General features: G+C 59.8%; 13 protein-coding genes. All 13 read left to right on the top strand.

Annotated features, from left to right (window positions below; translation table 11 throughout):
* Positions 1–80 precede the first annotated feature (80 nt).
* The 13 genes from GYK42_RS06155 (at position 81) to GYK42_RS06215 (ending at position 18,502) form a co-directional block, all read left to right on the top strand.
* Positions 81–497, top strand: a complete 417-nt coding sequence (locus tag GYK42_RS06155) for a FeoC-like transcriptional regulator (protein ID WP_166446756.1) — start codon at positions 81–83, stop codon at positions 495–497.
* A gap of 25 nt (positions 498–522) precedes the next feature.
* Positions 523–1,065 (top strand): hypothetical protein, encoded by a 543-nt coding sequence (locus GYK42_RS06160; protein WP_166446757.1) that lies wholly within the window; start codon positions 523–525, stop codon positions 1,063–1,065.
* Positions 1,066–1,412: 347 nt separating this feature from the next.
* Positions 1,413–2,618 (top strand): phage tail tube protein, encoded by a 1,206-nt coding sequence (locus GYK42_RS06165; RefSeq protein WP_166446758.1) that lies wholly within the window; start codon positions 1,413–1,415, stop codon positions 2,616–2,618.
* Positions 2,619–2,692: 74 nt separating this feature from the next.
* Positions 2,693–3,145 (top strand): hypothetical protein, encoded by a 453-nt coding sequence (locus tag GYK42_RS06170; protein ID WP_166446759.1) that lies wholly within the window; start codon positions 2,693–2,695, stop codon positions 3,143–3,145.
* 8 nt (positions 3,146–3,153) lie between these two features.
* Complete coding sequence (locus GYK42_RS06175; protein WP_166446760.1) at positions 3,154–3,489, top strand: phage tail assembly chaperone; 336 nt, start codon at positions 3,154–3,156, stop codon at positions 3,487–3,489.
* A gap of 114 nt (positions 3,490–3,603) precedes the next feature.
* Complete coding sequence (locus GYK42_RS06180; RefSeq protein WP_166446761.1) at positions 3,604–8,169, top strand: tape measure protein; 4,566 nt, start codon at positions 3,604–3,606, stop codon at positions 8,167–8,169.
* Positions 8,166–9,635, top strand: coding sequence for a hypothetical protein (locus GYK42_RS06185; RefSeq protein ID WP_166446762.1), 1,470 nt, complete (start codon positions 8,166–8,168; stop codon positions 9,633–9,635). The genes GYK42_RS06180 and GYK42_RS06185 overlap by 4 nt, the downstream gene beginning before the upstream one ends.
* The gene (locus GYK42_RS06190; RefSeq protein WP_166446763.1) at positions 9,632–12,229 is read left to right on the top strand and encodes a hypothetical protein; all 2,598 of its coding nucleotides are present in this window, start codon (positions 9,632–9,634) and stop codon (positions 12,227–12,229) included. The genes GYK42_RS06185 and GYK42_RS06190 overlap by 4 nt, the downstream gene beginning before the upstream one ends.
* Complete coding sequence (locus tag GYK42_RS06195; protein ID WP_166446764.1) at positions 12,229–13,059, top strand: hypothetical protein; 831 nt, start codon at positions 12,229–12,231, stop codon at positions 13,057–13,059. Before GYK42_RS06190 ends, GYK42_RS06195 begins: the two co-directional genes overlap by 1 nt.
* Positions 13,059–14,873: a hypothetical protein gene (locus GYK42_RS06200; protein WP_166446765.1), complete on the top strand. Its 1,815-nt coding sequence runs from the start codon at positions 13,059–13,061 to the stop codon at positions 14,871–14,873. Before GYK42_RS06195 ends, GYK42_RS06200 begins: the two co-directional genes overlap by 1 nt.
* 447 nt (positions 14,874–15,320) lie before the next feature.
* On the top strand, positions 15,321–16,175 hold the full coding sequence (locus tag GYK42_RS06205; RefSeq protein WP_166446766.1) for a hypothetical protein: 855 nt from the start codon (positions 15,321–15,323) through the stop codon (positions 16,173–16,175).
* Positions 16,176–18,005, top strand: coding sequence for a hypothetical protein (locus tag GYK42_RS06210; RefSeq protein WP_166446767.1), 1,830 nt, complete (start codon positions 16,176–16,178; stop codon positions 18,003–18,005).
* Positions 18,006–18,073: 68 nt separating this feature from the next.
* A complete protein-coding gene (locus GYK42_RS06215; RefSeq protein WP_058048714.1) occupies positions 18,074–18,502 on the top strand; it encodes a hypothetical protein in 429 nt (142 codons plus the stop codon).
* Positions 18,503–18,505: the final 3 nt, after the last annotated feature.

An 18,505-nucleotide genomic window follows, 5' to 3' on the forward strand; every position in this document is an offset into this window, starting at 1 on the left:
GATTGATAAAGTCCAATAGTTGCCTGTCGCAAACGCACTACAGCGTCTGCCGGTTGGCGACACCACGGGAGGTCAGGCAGATGTTGAACAGCAGTCAGCTGGTTGAAAGCAAGGCGGCGCCACGGCAGGGGCGCCAGTTACAGGGACGCAGCAAGAAGTCGCAGCTGCATATCGCCCGCATCGCGCAGTATATTCGCGAGCAGGGCCAGGCCAGCGCGGCGCAGTTGTCCGCCTTGCTGGGACTCGATGCGGGCACCATGAGCCGCTATTTGCGCCACATGTGCGGCATGGGGCAGATCCACCTGGCGCAGCGCCATTGCACGGAGCCGGGACGCCAGCGGCCCGCCCTGTACGCCTTGGGCGAGCAGGACGAGGACGTCGACGGCTGGGCCGAACTGCCGCCGCAAGTTCGCCGCACGGCCAGCTGGCCACGCGGTGCGGCGCGCCGCGATCCGCTGGTGGCGGCCCTGTTTGGCCCGGCAAGTAACAACGATTAGTATCAACGAGGAACGAGGAGAAATCATGGGATTTGCAGAAAAATATATCGCATCGCTGTCGTCGCAGAACCTGCGCGACGATGCCGTCCACCACGACCTGGACGTGATCGCGGCCGCCGCGCTGGCGGGCGACATGGGCGCCTTGCTGTGCCGCGTCAAATATGCGGACGGCACCGTCAGCCGCCTGTTCGAAGGCAATGCGGGCAACCTGGCGCAGCTGCTTCGGGCCTGGACGGTGGCCGTGACGCAGAAGGGCCGCGCGCGGCGCTGGGTCAAGGCGAAGACGGCCTGGGACATGCAGGCGGCCAATACCTTGTACCGCCGCGTGGCCGAAGCGTCGCTCGCGCATTGGCTCGACAGCAAATGCAAGGTGTGCCATGGCACGGGCGTCGTCGCTGCGGTCCAGGCTGGCGCGCCTGTCGTCTGCAAGGCGTGCCACGGCGCAGGCGAAGCTGCCATCAGCTGCTCCGGCGGCTTCGAGCTCGAACGCATCAAGGACATGGTCAGCGAACTGGAAGGTATCTTCCAGTCGCACGGCGCCCGCGCCATGCGCCGGCTGGGGCATTGAAAGATTTTTTGCAATATGCCTGGCGATGAAAAAAATCCCCCTACAATAGAGCCTCGTTCAAGCAGCAACAGTCGGAACAACGACAGCAGCACCGCAGTACAGCAGGACCACATGCTTCCCCACTCGTAATAGGCGCGCTGCTGGCGCGCCACCGATAGGGGAAATCAGCGCAGCGAACCGCCTTCATGGCCCCCTTCGCCCATCTTCCGTCCGGCATGGCCCCGCGCCATCCGGACGCCAGCCCGCCGCCTCGCCGCGCGTGGGCTTTTTATTTTCCTGGTTGTTGGCAGTTCCCCCTCAAGACCGCAGATGCGGTCTTTTTTTTCATCCCACGAAAGGTATTACTTATGGCATCGACAGCAAACGGCATCGACAGCTTGATCGTTATCAGCAAACAGAGCGCCGAAGGCAGCAAGGCCGCCGCCGGCGCCGGCCAGATCTACCCCCGCGTCACGGCCACCTTCGACACGGAAGCGGACAAATACGCAAGCGCCGAAATCGACGCCAGCCAGCAGCAGGGCGATACACGCCTGGGCAACTTCCGCACCACGGGCGCCATCAAGGCCGAAGCGGCGTGCGGCACGTATGCGCCGTTGATGGCTGCGCTGCTGCGCCGCGACTTCACGGCAGGCGGAGTGGCTGCCGCGCAAACCACCATCGCTGCGGCCGCCTCCGGCCTGACGCGCAGCGCCGGTTCCTGGCTGAGTGAAGGCTTCCGCGCCGGCAGCGTGGTGCGCATCACGGGCATGACGGCGCCGGCCGCCGCCAACAACGCGAAGAACTTCTTCGTCACGTCGGTCACGGCCACCAACCTGAATGGCCAGTTCATGGACGGCTCGGCGATGATCGTCAAGGCGGCCGGCGATTCGGTTGGCGTGGCGGCGGTCGGCAAGCGCAGCTTCACCCCGTTGACCGGTCATACCACCGACTGGTTCACGGCCGAAGTGCAGGACCCGAAGATCGGCGTGCACCGCAGCTTCGTCGACCAGCTGGTCAGCAAGATGGATATCGCCGTGCAGCCGAACGGCATCACCAGCCTGGACTTCACCCTGATGGGCAAGTCGGAAGGCCCGACCACGGCCGTACCGTACTTCCCCACGCCGCTGGCCGCGCCGGGCACGGGCAAATTCTCGGGCGCCACGGCGATGCTGTCGGTGAACGGCATCCCGTCGCAGATCTGCACCGGCATGTCCGTCTCGCTCGATGGCCAGGTCAAGGTCGACCCCGTGATCGGCTCGAAGTACGCCACGGCCGCCTCGCGCGGCAAGGTGATGGGCTCGGGCCAGTTCACGGTGCTGCTGCAGGACGCCACCTACCTCGACTACTTCAAGTCGGAGACGGAAATCCCGCTGGCCTACGCCATGGCGTCGGGCACGGCGCCGGCAGCCGACGTGCTGGCATTGGCCATGGGCCGCATCAAGATCACCTCGGCCAAGATCGACGACGGCGAGAAAAACAAGATCGTCACCTGCGCCTTCGACGTCCTGCGCTACAAGGGCGCCGATGCGCAGCATGAAGCGACCACCCTGACCATCCAGGACAGCGCGCTGTAAGCAGCTGGCGTTTGCACCGGGGCCGCCTTGATGGCGGCCTTTTTATTTTTACCTTAATCAAGAAAGCAAAATACATGAACAACGCACAAATGATCGCCTCGGCCGGTTTTGATATTTCCTTGTTGAATGATGGCAACAAATCCGTGGACCAGGTTCACCTGGTGTCGGTGCTGTTTGATGAAGACGGCGCCCACAAGGCGGGCTTTGAAATCGTCAGCAAGAACTCCGACCAGTACCGTGCCGTGATCCGCGAGACGTCGCTGCACGCGATCAAGCGCTCGGTGCAAAAGAGCAAGCAGATCGATGCGAAGACCGATGAAGGCGCAGCCGAGCTGTATGACCTGGCGGAAAATCGCAATCTGAAGATTGCCACAGCCGTGGTGGTGGGCATGCCTGGTTTCGTCGACAAGGGTGTTCCGGTACAGCCTTCCCCAGCTTTGCTGAAGGCGATTTTTGAAAAAATGCCTTCCTGGCAGGAAAAAGTGCTGGCTGCACTTGAGACGGACGGCAATTTTTTGACGGTCTAGCCGCTGCCTTGCTGCTCTTTGCCGATGAACAGTTCGAACGTTCGGCAAAGGCGGCAGATGGCAACGCGAAAGGTGAGCACCTGGATGCCGCGAAGCGCCATCCACTCTACCGGGAGCCCCAGGCTCCCGTTCGCGCAGAACTGCCGTTTGAACTGGCGCATGTGTGGCAGTTTTTCGTGCAGATGAGCCGCAAGCGGCAGAACGGCATGGCGGTCAATCCCTTGAGCAGCCTGGATATCCTGGCATGGCAACTGCGGCATCGTATCCGTCTGACGGTATGGGAAGAGGAGCTGATCGATCAGCTTGACGCAGCGTATATCTCCCATCAAAACAGGTCGCTTTAGCCTTGATTTTGCCCTGATTTTTACAGCAGAGGTGACACGGAAAACACAACAGCCGTCGCGAAGGTGGCCTCGATTGCATTGCCACCTTTCGGTGGCTTTTTTTATGGGTAAATTATGACCGTTGATATTGCAACACTACAGATACGCATCGATACGCTCAATGTGCGCATTGCGGCAGATGACCTGGAACGCATGCGCGAGGCCAGCGAGCGGGCTGCCAAGTCGACTTTCAAACTCGAAGATGTCACGAAAAAATACACGGAGATACTGTCCAGCCTGGGTATTTCCAACAATATCGGCCAGATCGTTAAATTATCTGATGAATATACGAAACTGACTGCGCAACTGCGCTTGTCGACCAGCTCAACGCAGGAATATGGCGAGGCTTACGACAACGTCAAGCGCATTGCCTCCTCCGGGCAAACGGATCTGGCCGCTACAGCGGGCTTGTATGCTCAAATGAACGATGCGACCAAAAAACTGGGTATCAGCCAGGCCGAAGTGGCCGGTATCACTGAGGCGCTCAATCTTGGCGTCAAGATCAGTGGCGCATCGGCGGCGGATTCCGCCACTGCCTTCAAGGGACTGTCCGATGCTTTTGCCGATGGTACCCTGAGCAGCCAGCAATTTAATGCTGTCAGCCAGGCCGCGCCCGAAGTCATGTCGGCAATGGCCGCCGGCCTGGGCGTGTCGAAAGAAGCGTTTGCCGGGCTCGCCGGCGCAGGATTGATCACTGCCGACGTGATGGCCATCGCGCTGCCGAACGCACTGGGCGCGTTGCGCAAGGACGCTGCACAGTTCGAAACCATCGGCGGCAGCTTTACCGTCTTGAGCAATAACGTGATGGAATTTACGGCTAGACAGGTGGAATCGACCGGCGCCGTGCGCCTGATGACGAACGGTCTCGAGTTCCTGTCGAATAACCTGAATCTGGTCGTTGGCGTGCTCGAAACGCTGACGACCGCGAAATTTGCCACCTGGGCTGCCGGCGTCGTGGTCGCTACTTATAGCAAGGTCACGGCCAACCGGGCCTTGCTGGCATCCACTTTGGCAGCGGCGAATGCCGAGGTGACGGCAACCGCCGCCACCTCGGCACTGGCGACTGCACGTGTGGTTGAATTGCAAGCGACGATACGCACCAGCCAGGCCGACGTGGCACTGGCGTTGACCACCAATGGCCTGATTCCGGCCCAGGCCCGTGCCGCAGTTGCTGCGGAGGCCCATGCCGCCGCATTGGTGGCGCAAACAGCGGCAATGCGTGCTGCTTCCGTGACCGCTGGCGTGTTGCGTGGTGCGTTGGCATTCCTGGGAGGTCCGATCGGGCTGATTGTCACAGTGCTGGGTTTGGGCGCAACGGCCTGGGCCATGTGGGGAAGTTCATCGAAGGACAATGCGGAGAAGGCCGTAGAGCCCATGCGCAAGAGCACCAAGGATATCATTGCTGAACTCGACAAGCAGATGGTCCAGCTCACAAAGCGCAATGAATTGGCAAAGCTGGGCGTGTCTCAGAAAGGATTAGATACCCCGGCTGGCGAGCGTATGGCAGAGATATCGACAGAAATGGATGCGGTGCGCAATCGCACGGGAAAATACCAGTTCCTGGACAAAGCCGCTCTAGGCAACAGCATGGCAAAGCTGCAGGACGAATTCAATGCGCTGCAGGGCAAGCTCAAGCAGCTTGAGCAGCAAGGAGTGCCCGGCAAACCGGAGAACGGGCCTGCTAGAGGCGTGTCGTCGCTTCCCGCTCCGCCAACGCCTTTTGAATCCTTGATGGATGACATGCGCGGCAAGGCCCGCGACCTGAAGCGCGAAGCCGAAGGCTATAACGAGCTGAACGAGGCACAAAAGTACGATTATCTGTTGAAAGAAATCCTGGCGGATCGGACGAACAAAGTCACGGCATCGGAGAAGGCGGGATTCGAGGTCAAGCGCAAGGTGATGCAGGACAACCTTGACAAGATCGAGGTGGACAAGAAAGTCAAGGAAGCAGCGGAACTGGCGCTGGCGGACGCGAAGGCGCTATCCGATACGCGGACGCAGGCCGTTGCCGATGCCGTCAAAGAAGCCGAGGCTGGCGAAAAACTGGTGGCGGTGTATGGCATGAGCAAGACCGCCATCGCGCAAAATGAAATGGCGTTGCTGAAGGAACAGAGCGCTGCGCTGGCGGTGGGCAAGGAAAATGCCGCGCAGATCGAATATTTGAATGCACTGATCGACGCCAAGCAGCGCAGCATGACTGCCACGGAGGAACTGGCTGCCAAGGAGGCCTCTGCCAATGCGGCCAAGAAGGCTTCCGATGAATGGGCTACCAGCGCCAAGGACATCGAAAAGTCGCTGACTGACGCCTTCATGAACGGCTTCGAAGGCGGCAAGAACCTGGCGACGATGTTCAAGGACAAGTTGAAGAGCATGTTCAACAACCTCGTGCTGCAACCGATCATGTCTCCCATCGCGGCCGGCTTTGCCTCGTTCCTGAATCCGGGCGCCGCGCAGGCGCAGGGCAGTTTGGCTAACGGCGGGGGTATCCAGTCTCTTTTGAGTTCGGCGAAAGGCATTTATGAATCGCTGTCCAACGGACTATCCGGTATTGGTACTTCGGTGGCAAATGGCGTGCAGCGTGGCATGAGCATGCTGCAAGGCACTCCGTACACGGCCGGGGCCAACGGCGCATTTGCCACCGGTGTGGGCGCGGCGGCAAGCGTCGCCGCCGGCGTCATGGGCGGCGTGTATGGCGGCAAGATGATATCGGGTGAATATGGCCGCAATGGCGTCGTTAATGCTGGTACGGCGATCGGAGCTGTCGTCGGCAGTATTTTCCCGGTGGTAGGCACTGCGATGGGCGCGCTGGTGGGAGGCTTGTTGGGCGGCGCAGCGAACCGACTGTTCGGCATGGGCGAGAAAAAGGTCAGCAGTGCTGGCATTACGGGCAATCTTGGTGCCGATGGCTTTACGGGCGAAAGTTATTCTAACTGGACCCAGAAGGGCGGCGTATTCCGCTCGAATAAGAAAGGCACCGACCGCTCTGAAGTCGATGCCGAACTGGCCGCATCGCTTGGCGATACCTATGCCCAGATGAAGGTGGTGACGGGCTCCTTCGCCAGCACACTGGGCGTGAATACGGATGGCCTGGCCACACGCACCCAGTCGCTCAATATTGTCATGACCAAGGATGATGCGGCCAATCAGAAAGCCATTGCCGAGTTCTTTACTGGCGTGGGTGATTCCATGGCCATGGAATTGGTGCCTTCCTTATCCCAGCTTAAATTGAAAGGCGAGTCGGCGAGCGCTGCACTGCAGCGCCTTGCAGGTAATTACGCGACCGTTGAAGCCGTGCTCGCAAGCCTGGGCAGCACCTCGCAGCAAGCATTCGGCGTCGTTGGCGTGGCGTCCCTGGCGGCACGTGAACAGTTGGTCAAGGCCGCCGGCGGCGTGGAAGCACTGGGCAATCGGAGCGCGTTCTTTGCCGAAAACTACCTGACCGAAGCCGAGCGCCTGGCGCCCGTGCAAAAACACGTGACGGAACAGATGGCAGCCCTTGGCTATGCCAGTGTGACCACGCGCGCGCAATTCAAGGACACGGTATTGCAACTGGTCAATTCCGGGGCTTTGGCCACCAAGACAGGGGCCGAGCAGTATGCAGGCCTGATGGCCTTGGCCGATGCATTTGCGAAGACGCATGCGGCAACGGAAGGCCTGAGCAAATCGGAGCAGGGAATTGCCGACGAGCGCAAAAGTATCCAGGAAAAGCTCGACCAGATGACGATGACTTCGGCGCAATTGCGTGCCAGGGAGCGTACAGCAGTCGATGCAGCCAACCTGGCCTTGTATGACCAGTTGCAGGCGCGGAAAGATATTGCCAGTGCCTATGAAACGGAGTCGTCGGCCCTCAAGTCCACCATCGACCGCCTGAAAACGTTTGGCGACGGCATCCGCAATTTCAAGGATTCGCTGTTGCTGGGCAGCCTGTCGACCTTAACGCCGATGCAGAAGCTGGCCGAGGCACAGCGCCAGTACGAGGACACGCTGGCCAGGGCGAAGACTGGCGATGCAACCGCGCAATCGGCGCTGACTGGTACGGCCAATGCGTATTTGACGGCTAGCCAGGTTGTGAACGCTGCAAGCGCGAGCTATGCCGCCGATGCGTCCAGGGTCCAGGCCGAACTGGCAGCGCTGGCTGCAATCACCGGTACACAGTTAAATGATGCACAGAAGCAGCTGACGGCACTTGATACGCAAGTGGGGCAGTTGATTCACTTAAACCAGACGGCGGTTGGTATCCAACAAGCGGTCGATGCGCTCGGTGCTGCGTTGCGTGCCGGCGGTCAGACCGATATCACGGGTGGCATGCGGTTTGCGTCTGCTGCCGGCATGCCTGTCGCCGCCTCTTTCGGAGAATCAGCGCTGGAAGCACCGGTTGTATTCGACCCCGTGCGCTACTCCTCGGCCGCGAACGTGGGTTCCGATGTGCTGGTCGCCGAAATCCGCGGCCTGCGCGAAGACAACCAGGCCATGCGCGTGGAGCTCGAAGGCTTGCGTGCCGACCAGCGCGCGCAAACGGGCGCCACCATCCAGGCCACCTTTGAATCGAACGCCAATGCCGCCAGGACGGTGGTCGATGGCGTGGACAAATCGTCCCGGGCATCTGCCTGGGCCAATGCAGTGAAAGGAGAATACGCATGACCGATGCGCAATTTCAGGAGTGGCTGCAAAGTCCGTCAGCCATCCGCATGGTGCTGATCGAGGCGCAGGTGAATGTGGCTGGCAGCGAGGTGACGCGTTATATCGCTTCGCGGCCCTACGTGACCGGCCCGAATGAAGCACCGGCGAATACCGCCTACCAGCCACTGGCCAAGGGCGGCCTGGCCTTCACCGAGCAGGTCAGCCTGTCCGGCGAGGCGGGGCTGTCGGGCGGCGATATCGAACTCGATAACGGCGACGGCGAGCTCGATGGCTGGCTGGGCGATGTCTGGATGAACCGGCCCATCAGGGCCTGGGCCGGCGATCCTTCCTGGCCGCGTGCCGACTTCCAGCTGGTCTTTGACGGCATCATCGCCGACGTGGCCAGTGCGGGGCGCGAGTCGGTCAACCTGGTACTGCGCGATAAGCTGCAGCGCCTGAATACGCCGATCTCCGAAGCCAAGCTGGGAGGCACGACGCCGAACAAGGACGCCATCCTGCCGGTTCCGTTCGGCGAGTGCCACAACGTGGTGCCCTTGCTGACCAATCCGGCCACCTTGGAATACGGCTTTCTCGGCGCGGTGGAATCGACGTTCGAGGTGCGCACGAACGGCAAGCCGATTACCGTGGCCTTGAATGACCAGGCGGGCCGCTTCAACCTGACGACCGATCCATTTTCCACCACGATCACGGCCAGCGTGCAGGGCGACAAGGGCGGCGGCTATGCGCCGCGCATCGCGCCGCTGGTGCAGCGCATCGCCACCGCCTACGGCAAGGCGGCCGACCGTTTTACTCTGGCCGACCTGGACTTGGACAACCTGGCCGCTTTCGATGCGGCCCACCCGCAGCCGGCGGGACTGTATGTTGCGGACCGCACGAACCAGGCGCAGGCCATCCAGCAACTGGCGGCCAGCGTGGGCGCCCAGGCGATCATGTCGCGCACCGGCCAGTTGCGCCTGGTGCAGATCGCCTTGCCTGCCGCCGGCCTGCCGCTGGCGATCGGTCCGGAGCAGATGCGCGAACGCTCGCTGCGTCCCGCGCAGCGCCTGCCGGTGACGGCGGCCGTGAAGATCGGCTTCGACCGCAATTACACGCTGCAGGCGGGCCTGACGACCAGTATTCCGCCCGCGCATGCGGATTTGTATGCGATGGAATGGCTGACCGAAACCGTGGTCGACGAGGCGGTGCGCACGCGTTACCGCCTGTCCGACGACCCGGTGCAGATCGATACGTGCCTCAAGACGCGAGCCGATGCCCGTGCGGAAGCGCAGCGGCGCCTGGCCTTGAACAAGGTGCCGCGCACCATTTACGAATTTGACGGAGAACCCGAGATGATGATGCTGGAACTGGGGCAGCCCGTAACGTTGCGCGCTGAACGCTTTGGCTTGCAGGACGGCTTGCCGGGCGTGGTGGTACTGCTGTCGCGCTTCTGGCTGACGGGCCGAGTGACGGTGGGAGTACTGGTATGAGCGCCATCGTGGGGGAACGCGACAGGCTGCTGCAGGCGACGGCGGACCGCTTCAGCACGACGGCAGACGGCAAGGCGATCCTGATGGCCGCCAGCACGCCCGTTTTTCGCGTGAATAGCGCCGGCGCAGGTGCACCCGGCTCGATCGCCATCACGGCCAAGCCCGTGAACGTGGTGGGCGATATCGTGTTTTCCGTATCCGCCGGCACGCAGTTGACCGTCAACGGCAATGTGGCCACCGTCGATTTTGCCAGCATGACTACCGATACGGCCCTGGTGCAGGCGCGCATCCGTGAATTTGGCGTCGACTACCTCGCCAATTACATGGTCAGCAAGGTCTTCGACGGCGCCGCCGGCGAGACGGGCCTGGCTGGTTTGAACACGGGCCAGGCCTTTGCCTACAAGCGTGCCGCCGCCGCGCCAGCCGATACGCCGGGCGATGTGATTTTTACCTTTTCCACGGCCGCCATCACGACGCCGGCCGGCAACGACCTGGCCAGTGGCTGGTCGAAGAACATCCCGACCGGCACGGCGCCGCTGTACGTGCGCGTGGCTTCGGCCAGCTCGCGCAATGCCACGGACAATATCGCCGCCAATGAATGGGCGGGGGCGGTGCAGCTGGCCAAGGATGGTACCGACGGCTTGAATGTGGCGCCCGTGCGCATCTACCAGCGCGGCGCGACCAATATCGCGCCGCCGCTGCCGACTGCCGCCTGTACGTTTACGTTTGCCACGGGCGCGCTGGCTGGCCTGAGCAACGGCTGGTCAGCCCAGGTGCCGGCGGCGGGCGGCGCTTATCTGTTCACGTCCGGCGCCACGGCTGTTTCACGCACGGCTACCGACGATATCGCCCCAGGCGAATGGGCGGCCGCGGCGCGCCTGGCCGCCGACGGCGCCACCGGCCAGCGCGGTACCGTCACGGTGACGGCGCCTGGCTATTCGGCTTGGTCGGATGCGTCTGCCGTGTACGAACTGGGACGCGCAGGTTATGGCGCTCCGATCAACCGCGATGTGGTGACCTTGTATGACGCCACGCATGTGATGACGAAGTATTTTGAGAGCGGCGCATGGCTGGTGCTGGGCACGGTGCTGAACGGCAATCTGTTGGTCAACGGGTCGGTGGCCACCCAGGCACTGGCGGCAGACTCCGTGACGGCAGAAAAGATTGATGCGCGCGGCCTGAGCATCAAGGATACAGCTGGCAACATTATCCTCAGCGCCGGCACGCCCTTGACGTCGAACTATCTGAATGCGGGGATAGGCGCGGGGAATTTGATCAGCAATTCCGCACCCTCACCGCCAGCAGATGGTGTAGGAGGACTTGGGGGCTTTATCCTGGATTACACCTACTCACCCGGCACGACTACTTTTGCGCCGGGCTACCCTCCCTACGTGCCAAGCGGCGCTGGTGGTGTCTATGTTCGCTGCACTGGAGTTGTGCCATCTAGCACCACCGCCGCTATTGTGGGTATAAGGCAGGGAGAAGTAAATCGTAAGTTCCCCGTGATTCCTGGCGTGCGTTACGAGTTCAGCGTGTACATGGGCGCTCACCGCTGCCGTGGGGCTGTAAACGTTGCTTTTTACGACAGCGGCGGCGCCTATCTGTCGGAGTTAGCAGGTAATACTGTAGATAACGTGTCAGCTTCGGGGGCGTTGGTTAATTTCCCCAGGTCAACGCTGTTTGTTGCCGCGCCCACAGGCGCCGCTTACGCAATGTTACGCAGCGTGCTTGTTGGCAACGGGGGAACCGATGCGTATCTTTTCCTCTCCATGTGGTACTTCGGTGTGGCATTGCCAGCGCAAACGGTGCCGTCAGCCTGGGCGGATGGCCCAGGGGCAGGTTTCGGCGACAATATTTACGGCCAGATCACGCCGTCCACATCCCCGACTTACATCGCCAATGCCGCCATTGTGAATGCGCAGATCGGCGGCGATATTTATAGCAGCAATTGGAGTGGGAGTGGCAGCACAACGGGATGGTGTCTGGACCGAAACGGAAATTTGCACGCGAATAGTGGCACTTTTCGCGGTGAACTGCGTGGTGCTAATGGTGAGTTTTCCGGGAAGTTGACGGCAGAAACCGTTATTGCCGGACGTGGCCAAAACGAAAACAACACGACGTTCATCGATTTTAATGCTACCGGCAGTATGCCGTTTATCTATGCAGGTTCGGGAGCTGTGCGAATCACTGCCGATGGCGAAGGTACTTTTGCCCGCAGACTCCTGTCATCACCGAATCTTGTGCGTCATGGAAAGACGCCCATTTCCCCAGGGGTAGTTGGATGGACTGGTGAAGAATATCGCCCCTTTACCGTTTACATCGATACCGGGAAGACATTCGATATTGCATGGCATGAGGCTCCGTCGGACACTTTTTTGGCCACCGCGACGATTTCAGATGGTAAATCGAGCCCAGGCGGTGGCTGCAATGGTTATTGCGAAGCGTCTGTTGTTGTTGGTGATGGCCTCAAAAGTGCTAGTGCCTCCCTGCTGCCTATTGATAATCAGATATACATTCGATTTACCTGGACCCCGGTCAGTGGCAATGGCTACATTATCCCAACTGAGATCACTTGGAAGCTGGTTAAAATCTAATGAAAAATCTACGCATTATTTATGATAACGCCACCGACCGCGCAATCTTGACGGCGTCGAGCCAGGCTGGCGGGCTGGGGCCTGCCAATTTGCAGCGCGAAGGAAAGTCTCTGGTATTGCGTTCAATCGGCGCAGCACTAAGTATCACGGCGACCTGGCCGGCACCGGAAATTATCGGTGGCGTGGCCCTGCCGTTTTGCAACCTGACCCCAGCGGCAACCATCCGCGTGCGAGGCTACATCGAGCCTGGCGACGCTGTGCCTGCAATCGATACTGGCGTCATGCCGGCATGCGAGTATGCGCGGCTGGGCATGTGGGATTGGGGCGCATTGCCGCTGGGCTTGAATGCCTACAGTTACGGCGGCGGCACCTACGCCCGTTGCTGGTTCCAGATGCGTAGCATCAGAAAACTGGTGATCGACTTGGCCGATCCCGACAATCCTGCCGGCTACATTGAGGCTGCGCGCCTGGTCGCAGGGGCTTACTGGAGTCCCGAGCAGAACGCTTCGTATGGTGCCGGCATTGCGCCGGTCGATACCAGCAGCCAGTACCGCAATGGCGCCGGCGAACAGAGGGTGGAGCGTGGCGTAGTGTTCCGCAAGCTGTCGCTGGCGCTCGATCACATGACGCCGTTGGATCGTGCCGAACTGTGGCGCATCGTGCGCGGCAACGGCCTGTCGCGCCCGCTTTTCATCAGCCTGTATCCGGATAGCGATGACGTCGAGCTGGAGCAGGCGCACCAGGTGTATGGACGCTTGGCCAATCTGGCCGCCATCACCACCCCATCTTTCCAGGCTTATGCCACCAACATTGAAATTGAGGAGCTGTAATGGGGGATTTTTTTTACTATGGTCAGAAGGATACGATCCAGCGATTGAACGAGTTGGCTGGACGGGGCGCCGTTGTGGCGTCGTATGCGCCGAAGGTGGGGATGTCGCCGGTGGGCGGGCCAAATGGCTATATGGATCCGGCGTGGCTTGATGCGGACAAAGCAATTCGTTCGAACATACCCATAGGTTCTGGTGAGGTGGGGAAATTTGGATACAGCTATATGAGCGGTGGCGGTGCGCAAAGGCTAATCAAGATTGCATCACTGCGAGCCAGTGCATCCAGTACCTATTCATCGGTGCGTATTGACGCGGTGCTCGGTAACTGGGTTGGATCTCAGCTTACGGCAATGACCATTGTCATTGGGAGCCGGGAAGGTATCTCTGTTGATTGGACCGCATCGCGTATTGTCCCCAACAACGCGAGATTCATTGCGTATCTGGAAGCGGATGGTCAAATATCCGTCTACCTGTTTTTCCCTCCGGCGGCATTTGCACAGGCGTCTTTCCAGATTTATGGCATACAAGCAACTACATATGCTGCTCCGCCTGAGTCGACTACAGCGACTGGCACCTTGGTTTGGGACTCTACTGCATCCCCAGGCACTGTTGGGTATATTTCTCCCCGTGTTCGGGGTACTGCTGGAAGTCCCGGGGGCGATTCCGCGAATGGCACAAGTTTTGATCAATATATCGAAATTCGTTCCCGTGATGGAAATATTGGTTCGACTTCCTTTATCTCAGGAGGTGTGGTGGCCGATTCGTTACCGGCGGGCACAAGCCATGAGCTTATCCGGCTTGGCTTGTCGGGTATGACGGGAACCAGTCATCCCGGCTTCTGGTCGTTCATGTCTTCAGAAGGTAATGGGGGAGTGCCTTTTAAAACGGGCTACAAGTTGACTATTCGTGCACGCGATTCCGGTTCTGGCACTTTTAGTCCAGACCTGCTTTCGGTGGCAGGCAACGGTACCGTCATTGTGCCGGGACTTCTTGAAGTTGGTGTTGTTAACACCGAAGCGCAAGGTGTATCGAAGCTATCGGTACCTAACTGTCTGCTCGCCAAGGTAGTCAGCGGTAACTTCGGTAACACGGCAGGGGCAGCATTGAACGTGGCCACACATACCGTGACCGGGAGCAGTATCCGCACAGGTGGAACTGTGAATACCAGCGGTAATGATTACGCTGAATACATTGCCAAGAAAGTTGGCTGCAATACGGTGATGGCAGGCCAGATCATCGGAATTTCAGGTGATAACAAGGTTTCTGACAAGTGGGACGATGCGGTAATGTTCGCAATTAAGTCCACGGCCCCGTCGTTTGTAGGTGGTGATTCTTGGGCCGATGACTTAGGCCTGCATCCAGAACCAAGTGCAGGTGAAAAACCAGCAATGCCTGTGCGTGCTGAACATGAACTGGACGAATTTCCAGAGACGAATACACCTGAAATGGGCACTGCTTTTGTAGATCCCGGCGATACAGATGAAGAGTGGGAAGTAAAGCTTGCTGCCTACTCAAAATCTTTGGAAGATTGGGAAAACGCATCGCATGAAGACAGCATGCTGATGGCAGAATTTGATGCGAAGTTGGAAGCAGCCCGTCAACGTGTCGACCGCATCGCCATCGCCGGCCGCGTACCGGTCAATGTGCTGGGCGCCCATCCTGGCGACTACATCGTGCCGGTGCAGGACGGTGTCGGCATCAAGGGCATCGCTGTGCGCGAGGACGATCTCAGCATGAAGCAGTACCTGCACGCCGTCGGCCGCGTGATCTCGATCGAGCCGGACGGCCGGGCCTACGTAATGGTCAAGGCCGTGTAGCAAATCCGTCATCCACCTCCCAAACCCGCTTCGGCGGGTTTTTTATTCTCTCCACCTTGGAGGCAACCATGGCCCTCGATACCACCGCCGCTGGCGGCGCGTTGATCAAACTGTTTAGCGTGCCCGGGCTGGTCGCCGTCACGTCGCGGGTCTTCATGTTCATGTGACCCCGTTCCACCAGGGAGGCATTGATTCGTTCTTGTTCCCGCATCATCATTTCCACAGCGGGAATGCCAACGGCCTCAGCCTGGGCCGCCGATACGGGTGGTCCACGTACCGTATTGCGCATGATGGTCCGGTGATATGGGCATTGCCTGCGGCTTCGTAGCGACGCCGTACGACGGTGGCGGGGCATGTGGCGCCGCACGTCCGGTACCGAGCTTATCGGCGTTACCACTGGGTGATTTTGCCAACCACTTACCTCATCCTGAAAAGGGCACTGCTGCCATGAGCAATCTTCGCATCATCCACGACAACGCCGCTGACCGCGCGGTGCTGACTGCATCAAGCCAAACCGGCGAACTGGGCCCGGCCAACCTGCAGCGCGACAGCAAGAATGCCGTGTTACGCGCCAGCGGCACTGCACAGACCATCACCGCCACCTGGCCGACACAGGAGTCCATCGCCTGCGTGGCGCTAATCTCCACCAATATGACCAGCAGCGCGCGCATGCGCGTGCGCGGTTATGCCCAGCTGGGCGACGCCGTGCCGGTACTCGACACCGGCAGCATCTTCCCGTGCCCGGCTGCTGTGCATGGTTCCTATCCCTGGGGCGTGCTGCCGCTCGGCTGGAACGCGTATCAGTGGGGCGGCGTGAACACCTGGCTGCGCGGCGGCGGCTCTGACGGCGTGACATGGTTCGCCCCTGTGCGCGTGCGCCAGATAGTGATCGACGTCTCTGCGCCACAAAGCCCGGAAGGCTACCTGGAAATCTCGCGTCTGGTGGTGGGCAACTACTGGTCACCGCAATATAACGCCGAGTATGGCGCCCAGCTGCAGACGCAAGATAGCAGTGAAAATTACCGCACGGGTGCTGGCGTCTTGAAAACCGCACTGGGCGCGACCAGCGACAAGCTGAGCATCAATCTGACGCACCTGACACCGATGGACCGCGCGCGCTTCATGCGCATCCTGCGCGAGAACGGCAAGGGCAAGGCGATGCTGTTCAGTTTGTTCCCGGAAAACCCGGACCCGCTGCTGGAGCAGGACTACATGTTGTATGGCAAGGCCAGCAATATCGACGCGGTAACTGCGCCGTACTTTGACACTTATTCTGCACCACTACAAATTGAAGGAATCTAAATGGCTGATAAATTTTATGACGGTATGCCCAACGTCAACGAGAAATTGAATGACATGGATCGGGCGTTTGCGGCGGGACCTTACAATGCCTTGCCATTGTCCGGGGGGAGTATGAAGGGCACGATCTATTCGAATGCCCCGATCATCACAACTCAATATGTGCAAGCTTGCGCCTATGGCCCAGGCACTATTGTGAACACTGGTATGAAGACTGGCTGGTGGCGAATCGGGAAGTTTAATTCCGCACAGCAGGGGACGGAGGCATCAATTCGTGTAAGTGGAACCACGTCGTACGGTGCTGTTGCCGGTACGTCGAACGCCATGGCAACCATCATCCAGCTCCGGGTAGACAACGACAGCAAGATACGCGGTGTTTTCCATAACGAAGGTGGCACGACAAATAACACGGTATCGGAAGTGACCATCGCGGATGATGGTCAGGTATATATCCTGTGCGGCACCTTCTTCTCCCTGGCCGTTTACTGCGAGTCCACTTGCTGGCAGGATTCTGACGTATCGTATTACGGTGTGGCGGCTGAGCCCCCAGCCGGGACCTTGGCGTCTTCTATCTTTGGCTTGAAACTTGGTGCGCAGAATACGGTTACGTTCGAGCGGCAGCGGACTACTTTCGATTCTTCCTCCGTTCTGGTTGGTCCAAAGCAAATAATTGCCGGAGGGATATCTAGTACTCTTTGGGCAAGCGCTCTTCGGGCGCCGAATGATGGGGCTGCGGGGGGCGCTGGCATATATTATGAGGTGCTCTCCATGGGCGTCGCATCGGTTCCAGGCTATTCCAATGCAGGTAGATTTTTTTGGAGTGCCCGTAGTCATCCGGGGAGCTCTGGAAAAGGATTCCAACTACGTTTGAATGCTGTCGATGCTGGCTTGCCTGACAATGTCACATCAGTTCTGGATATTAATGGCACCGGCGACCTTATTCTGCCAGGCGTTATTACTGCTGGCCCAGTTCTCCCGTTAAGTGCGCATCAGTTAACCCGTAGGACTGCAGAGTTCGGCGAACTTTGCTACGTCGGACGCGTCGAGACAGGGGTCACTTCCTCGTGTTTTGCCATTCGAGCGTCCAATGGTGCCGGCGGTTGGGGCAACAGTGCTTCGGTTGCATACGTAGGGCGAAACTCCACGACATCGCGCTCGATTAGCGCCGCTGGCACCATCAACGCCGGCGGTACCGATTACGCTGAATATATGTTAAAGGCACCTGAATGCACGGGTATTCTTCCGGGGCAGATTATCGGCATTGATGTTGATGGAAAACTAACCGACCAATGGCAGCGTGCCATTGCCTTTGCTGTTAAATCGACTGATCCTTGTATGGTTGGCGGGGACCGGTGGGCGCGGCATTTGGGTGAGCGGCCAGTGCCTGTTGAACGTCTCATGCCTTCCACGCGTCAAGTGCTGCTCAGTGAGGCTGTGGCTGCCATTGACGCCGTGCTGGAAGTGGTCAATGGCAAGCTGGTTGAGGTTGCGCCTGCCGTGCCGGCCCGCGAAGCGCAATATCGCCAAGAAACAATACCGGGCGATACCGATGAAGAATGGGGCCTTAAATGCGCACCTGGCCTGGCATTTGAGGCGGGACTGGAAGTGGCGCGCCAGCAGGTTGACCGCATCGCTTTCTGCGGCCAGGTACCTGTGAACGTCCTGGATGCCACGCCGGGGCAATACATTGTCCCGGTGCAGAAAGGTGAGGGCATCGGCGGCTTGGCCGTGCGCGAGGACGACATGACGTTCCAGCAATACACGCGTGCCATCGGCAAGGTCATCGCCATCGAAGACGATGGCCGTGCTCGTGTCATCGTGAAGGTGGCATAAAGATTGTGCTTGCCACACCCAAACCCGCTTCGGCGGGTTTTTTCATTTCCACCACCTGAAAGGCAACCATGGCCCTCGAAACCACCGCCGCCGGCGGCGCATTGATCAAACTGTTTGGCGTGCCCGTGCTGGCCGGCGCCGCCGCCACGTCGCTGGGCTTCATGTTCATGTGGCCCCAGTCCACCAAGGAGGCATTTATTCGTTTTTGTTCCAGCATCATCATTTCCACCTTTCTCGGCCCCGTGCTCGTGGCCGCCGTGCTGTCGTGGTGGCCCAGCCTGTTCGACAGCGCGAAGACCGTGGCCGGCTTGTATGGCGGCGACCCGTCTACGGGTTTTTTGTTCATCGCCGCACCGGTGATGGTGGCGGCCGGCTTGCCCGCCTGGTGGGTGCTGGGCGCTTGCGTGCGCTGGTTCGACAAGCGGCGCGGCAAGGATATCGGCGAACTGGCGGCCGATGCGGCCGCTGCGGTCAAGGACGTGCGGGGCATGTTGTGACAG

Origin of the sequence: Janthinobacterium lividum (assembly GCF_011601275.1) — a bacterium.
Classification (GTDB): Bacteria; Pseudomonadota; Gammaproteobacteria; order Burkholderiales; family Burkholderiaceae_D; genus Janthinobacterium; species Janthinobacterium lividum_E.

Excerpts from the sequence above, each read along its gene's own strand:
- GYK42_RS06165 (WP_166446758.1), top strand. The coding sequence starts at position 1,413 with ATGGCATCGACAGCAAACGGCATCGACAGCTTGATCGTTATCAGCAAA.
- GYK42_RS06200 (WP_166446765.1), top strand. The coding sequence starts at position 13,059 with ATGGGGGATTTTTTTTACTATGGTCAGAAGGATACGATCCAGCGATTG.
- GYK42_RS06185 (WP_166446762.1), top strand. The coding sequence starts at position 8,166 with ATGACCGATGCGCAATTTCAGGAGTGGCTGCAAAGTCCGTCAGCCATC.
- GYK42_RS06205 (WP_166446766.1), top strand. The coding sequence starts at position 15,321 with ATGAGCAATCTTCGCATCATCCACGACAACGCCGCTGACCGCGCGGTG.
- GYK42_RS06180 (WP_166446761.1), top strand. The coding sequence starts at position 3,604 with ATGACCGTTGATATTGCAACACTACAGATACGCATCGATACGCTCAAT.
- GYK42_RS06215 (WP_058048714.1), top strand. The coding sequence starts at position 18,074 with ATGGCCCTCGAAACCACCGCCGCCGGCGGCGCATTGATCAAACTGTTT.
- GYK42_RS06195 (WP_166446764.1), top strand. The coding sequence starts at position 12,229 with ATGAAAAATCTACGCATTATTTATGATAACGCCACCGACCGCGCAATC.
- GYK42_RS06210 (WP_166446767.1), top strand. The coding sequence starts at position 16,176 with ATGGCTGATAAATTTTATGACGGTATGCCCAACGTCAACGAGAAATTG.
- GYK42_RS06155 (WP_166446756.1), top strand. The coding sequence starts at position 81 with ATGTTGAACAGCAGTCAGCTGGTTGAAAGCAAGGCGGCGCCACGGCAG.
- GYK42_RS06160 (WP_166446757.1), top strand. The coding sequence starts at position 523 with ATGGGATTTGCAGAAAAATATATCGCATCGCTGTCGTCGCAGAACCTG.
- GYK42_RS06190 (WP_166446763.1), top strand. The coding sequence starts at position 9,632 with ATGAGCGCCATCGTGGGGGAACGCGACAGGCTGCTGCAGGCGACGGCG.
- GYK42_RS06170 (WP_166446759.1), top strand. The coding sequence starts at position 2,693 with ATGAACAACGCACAAATGATCGCCTCGGCCGGTTTTGATATTTCCTTG.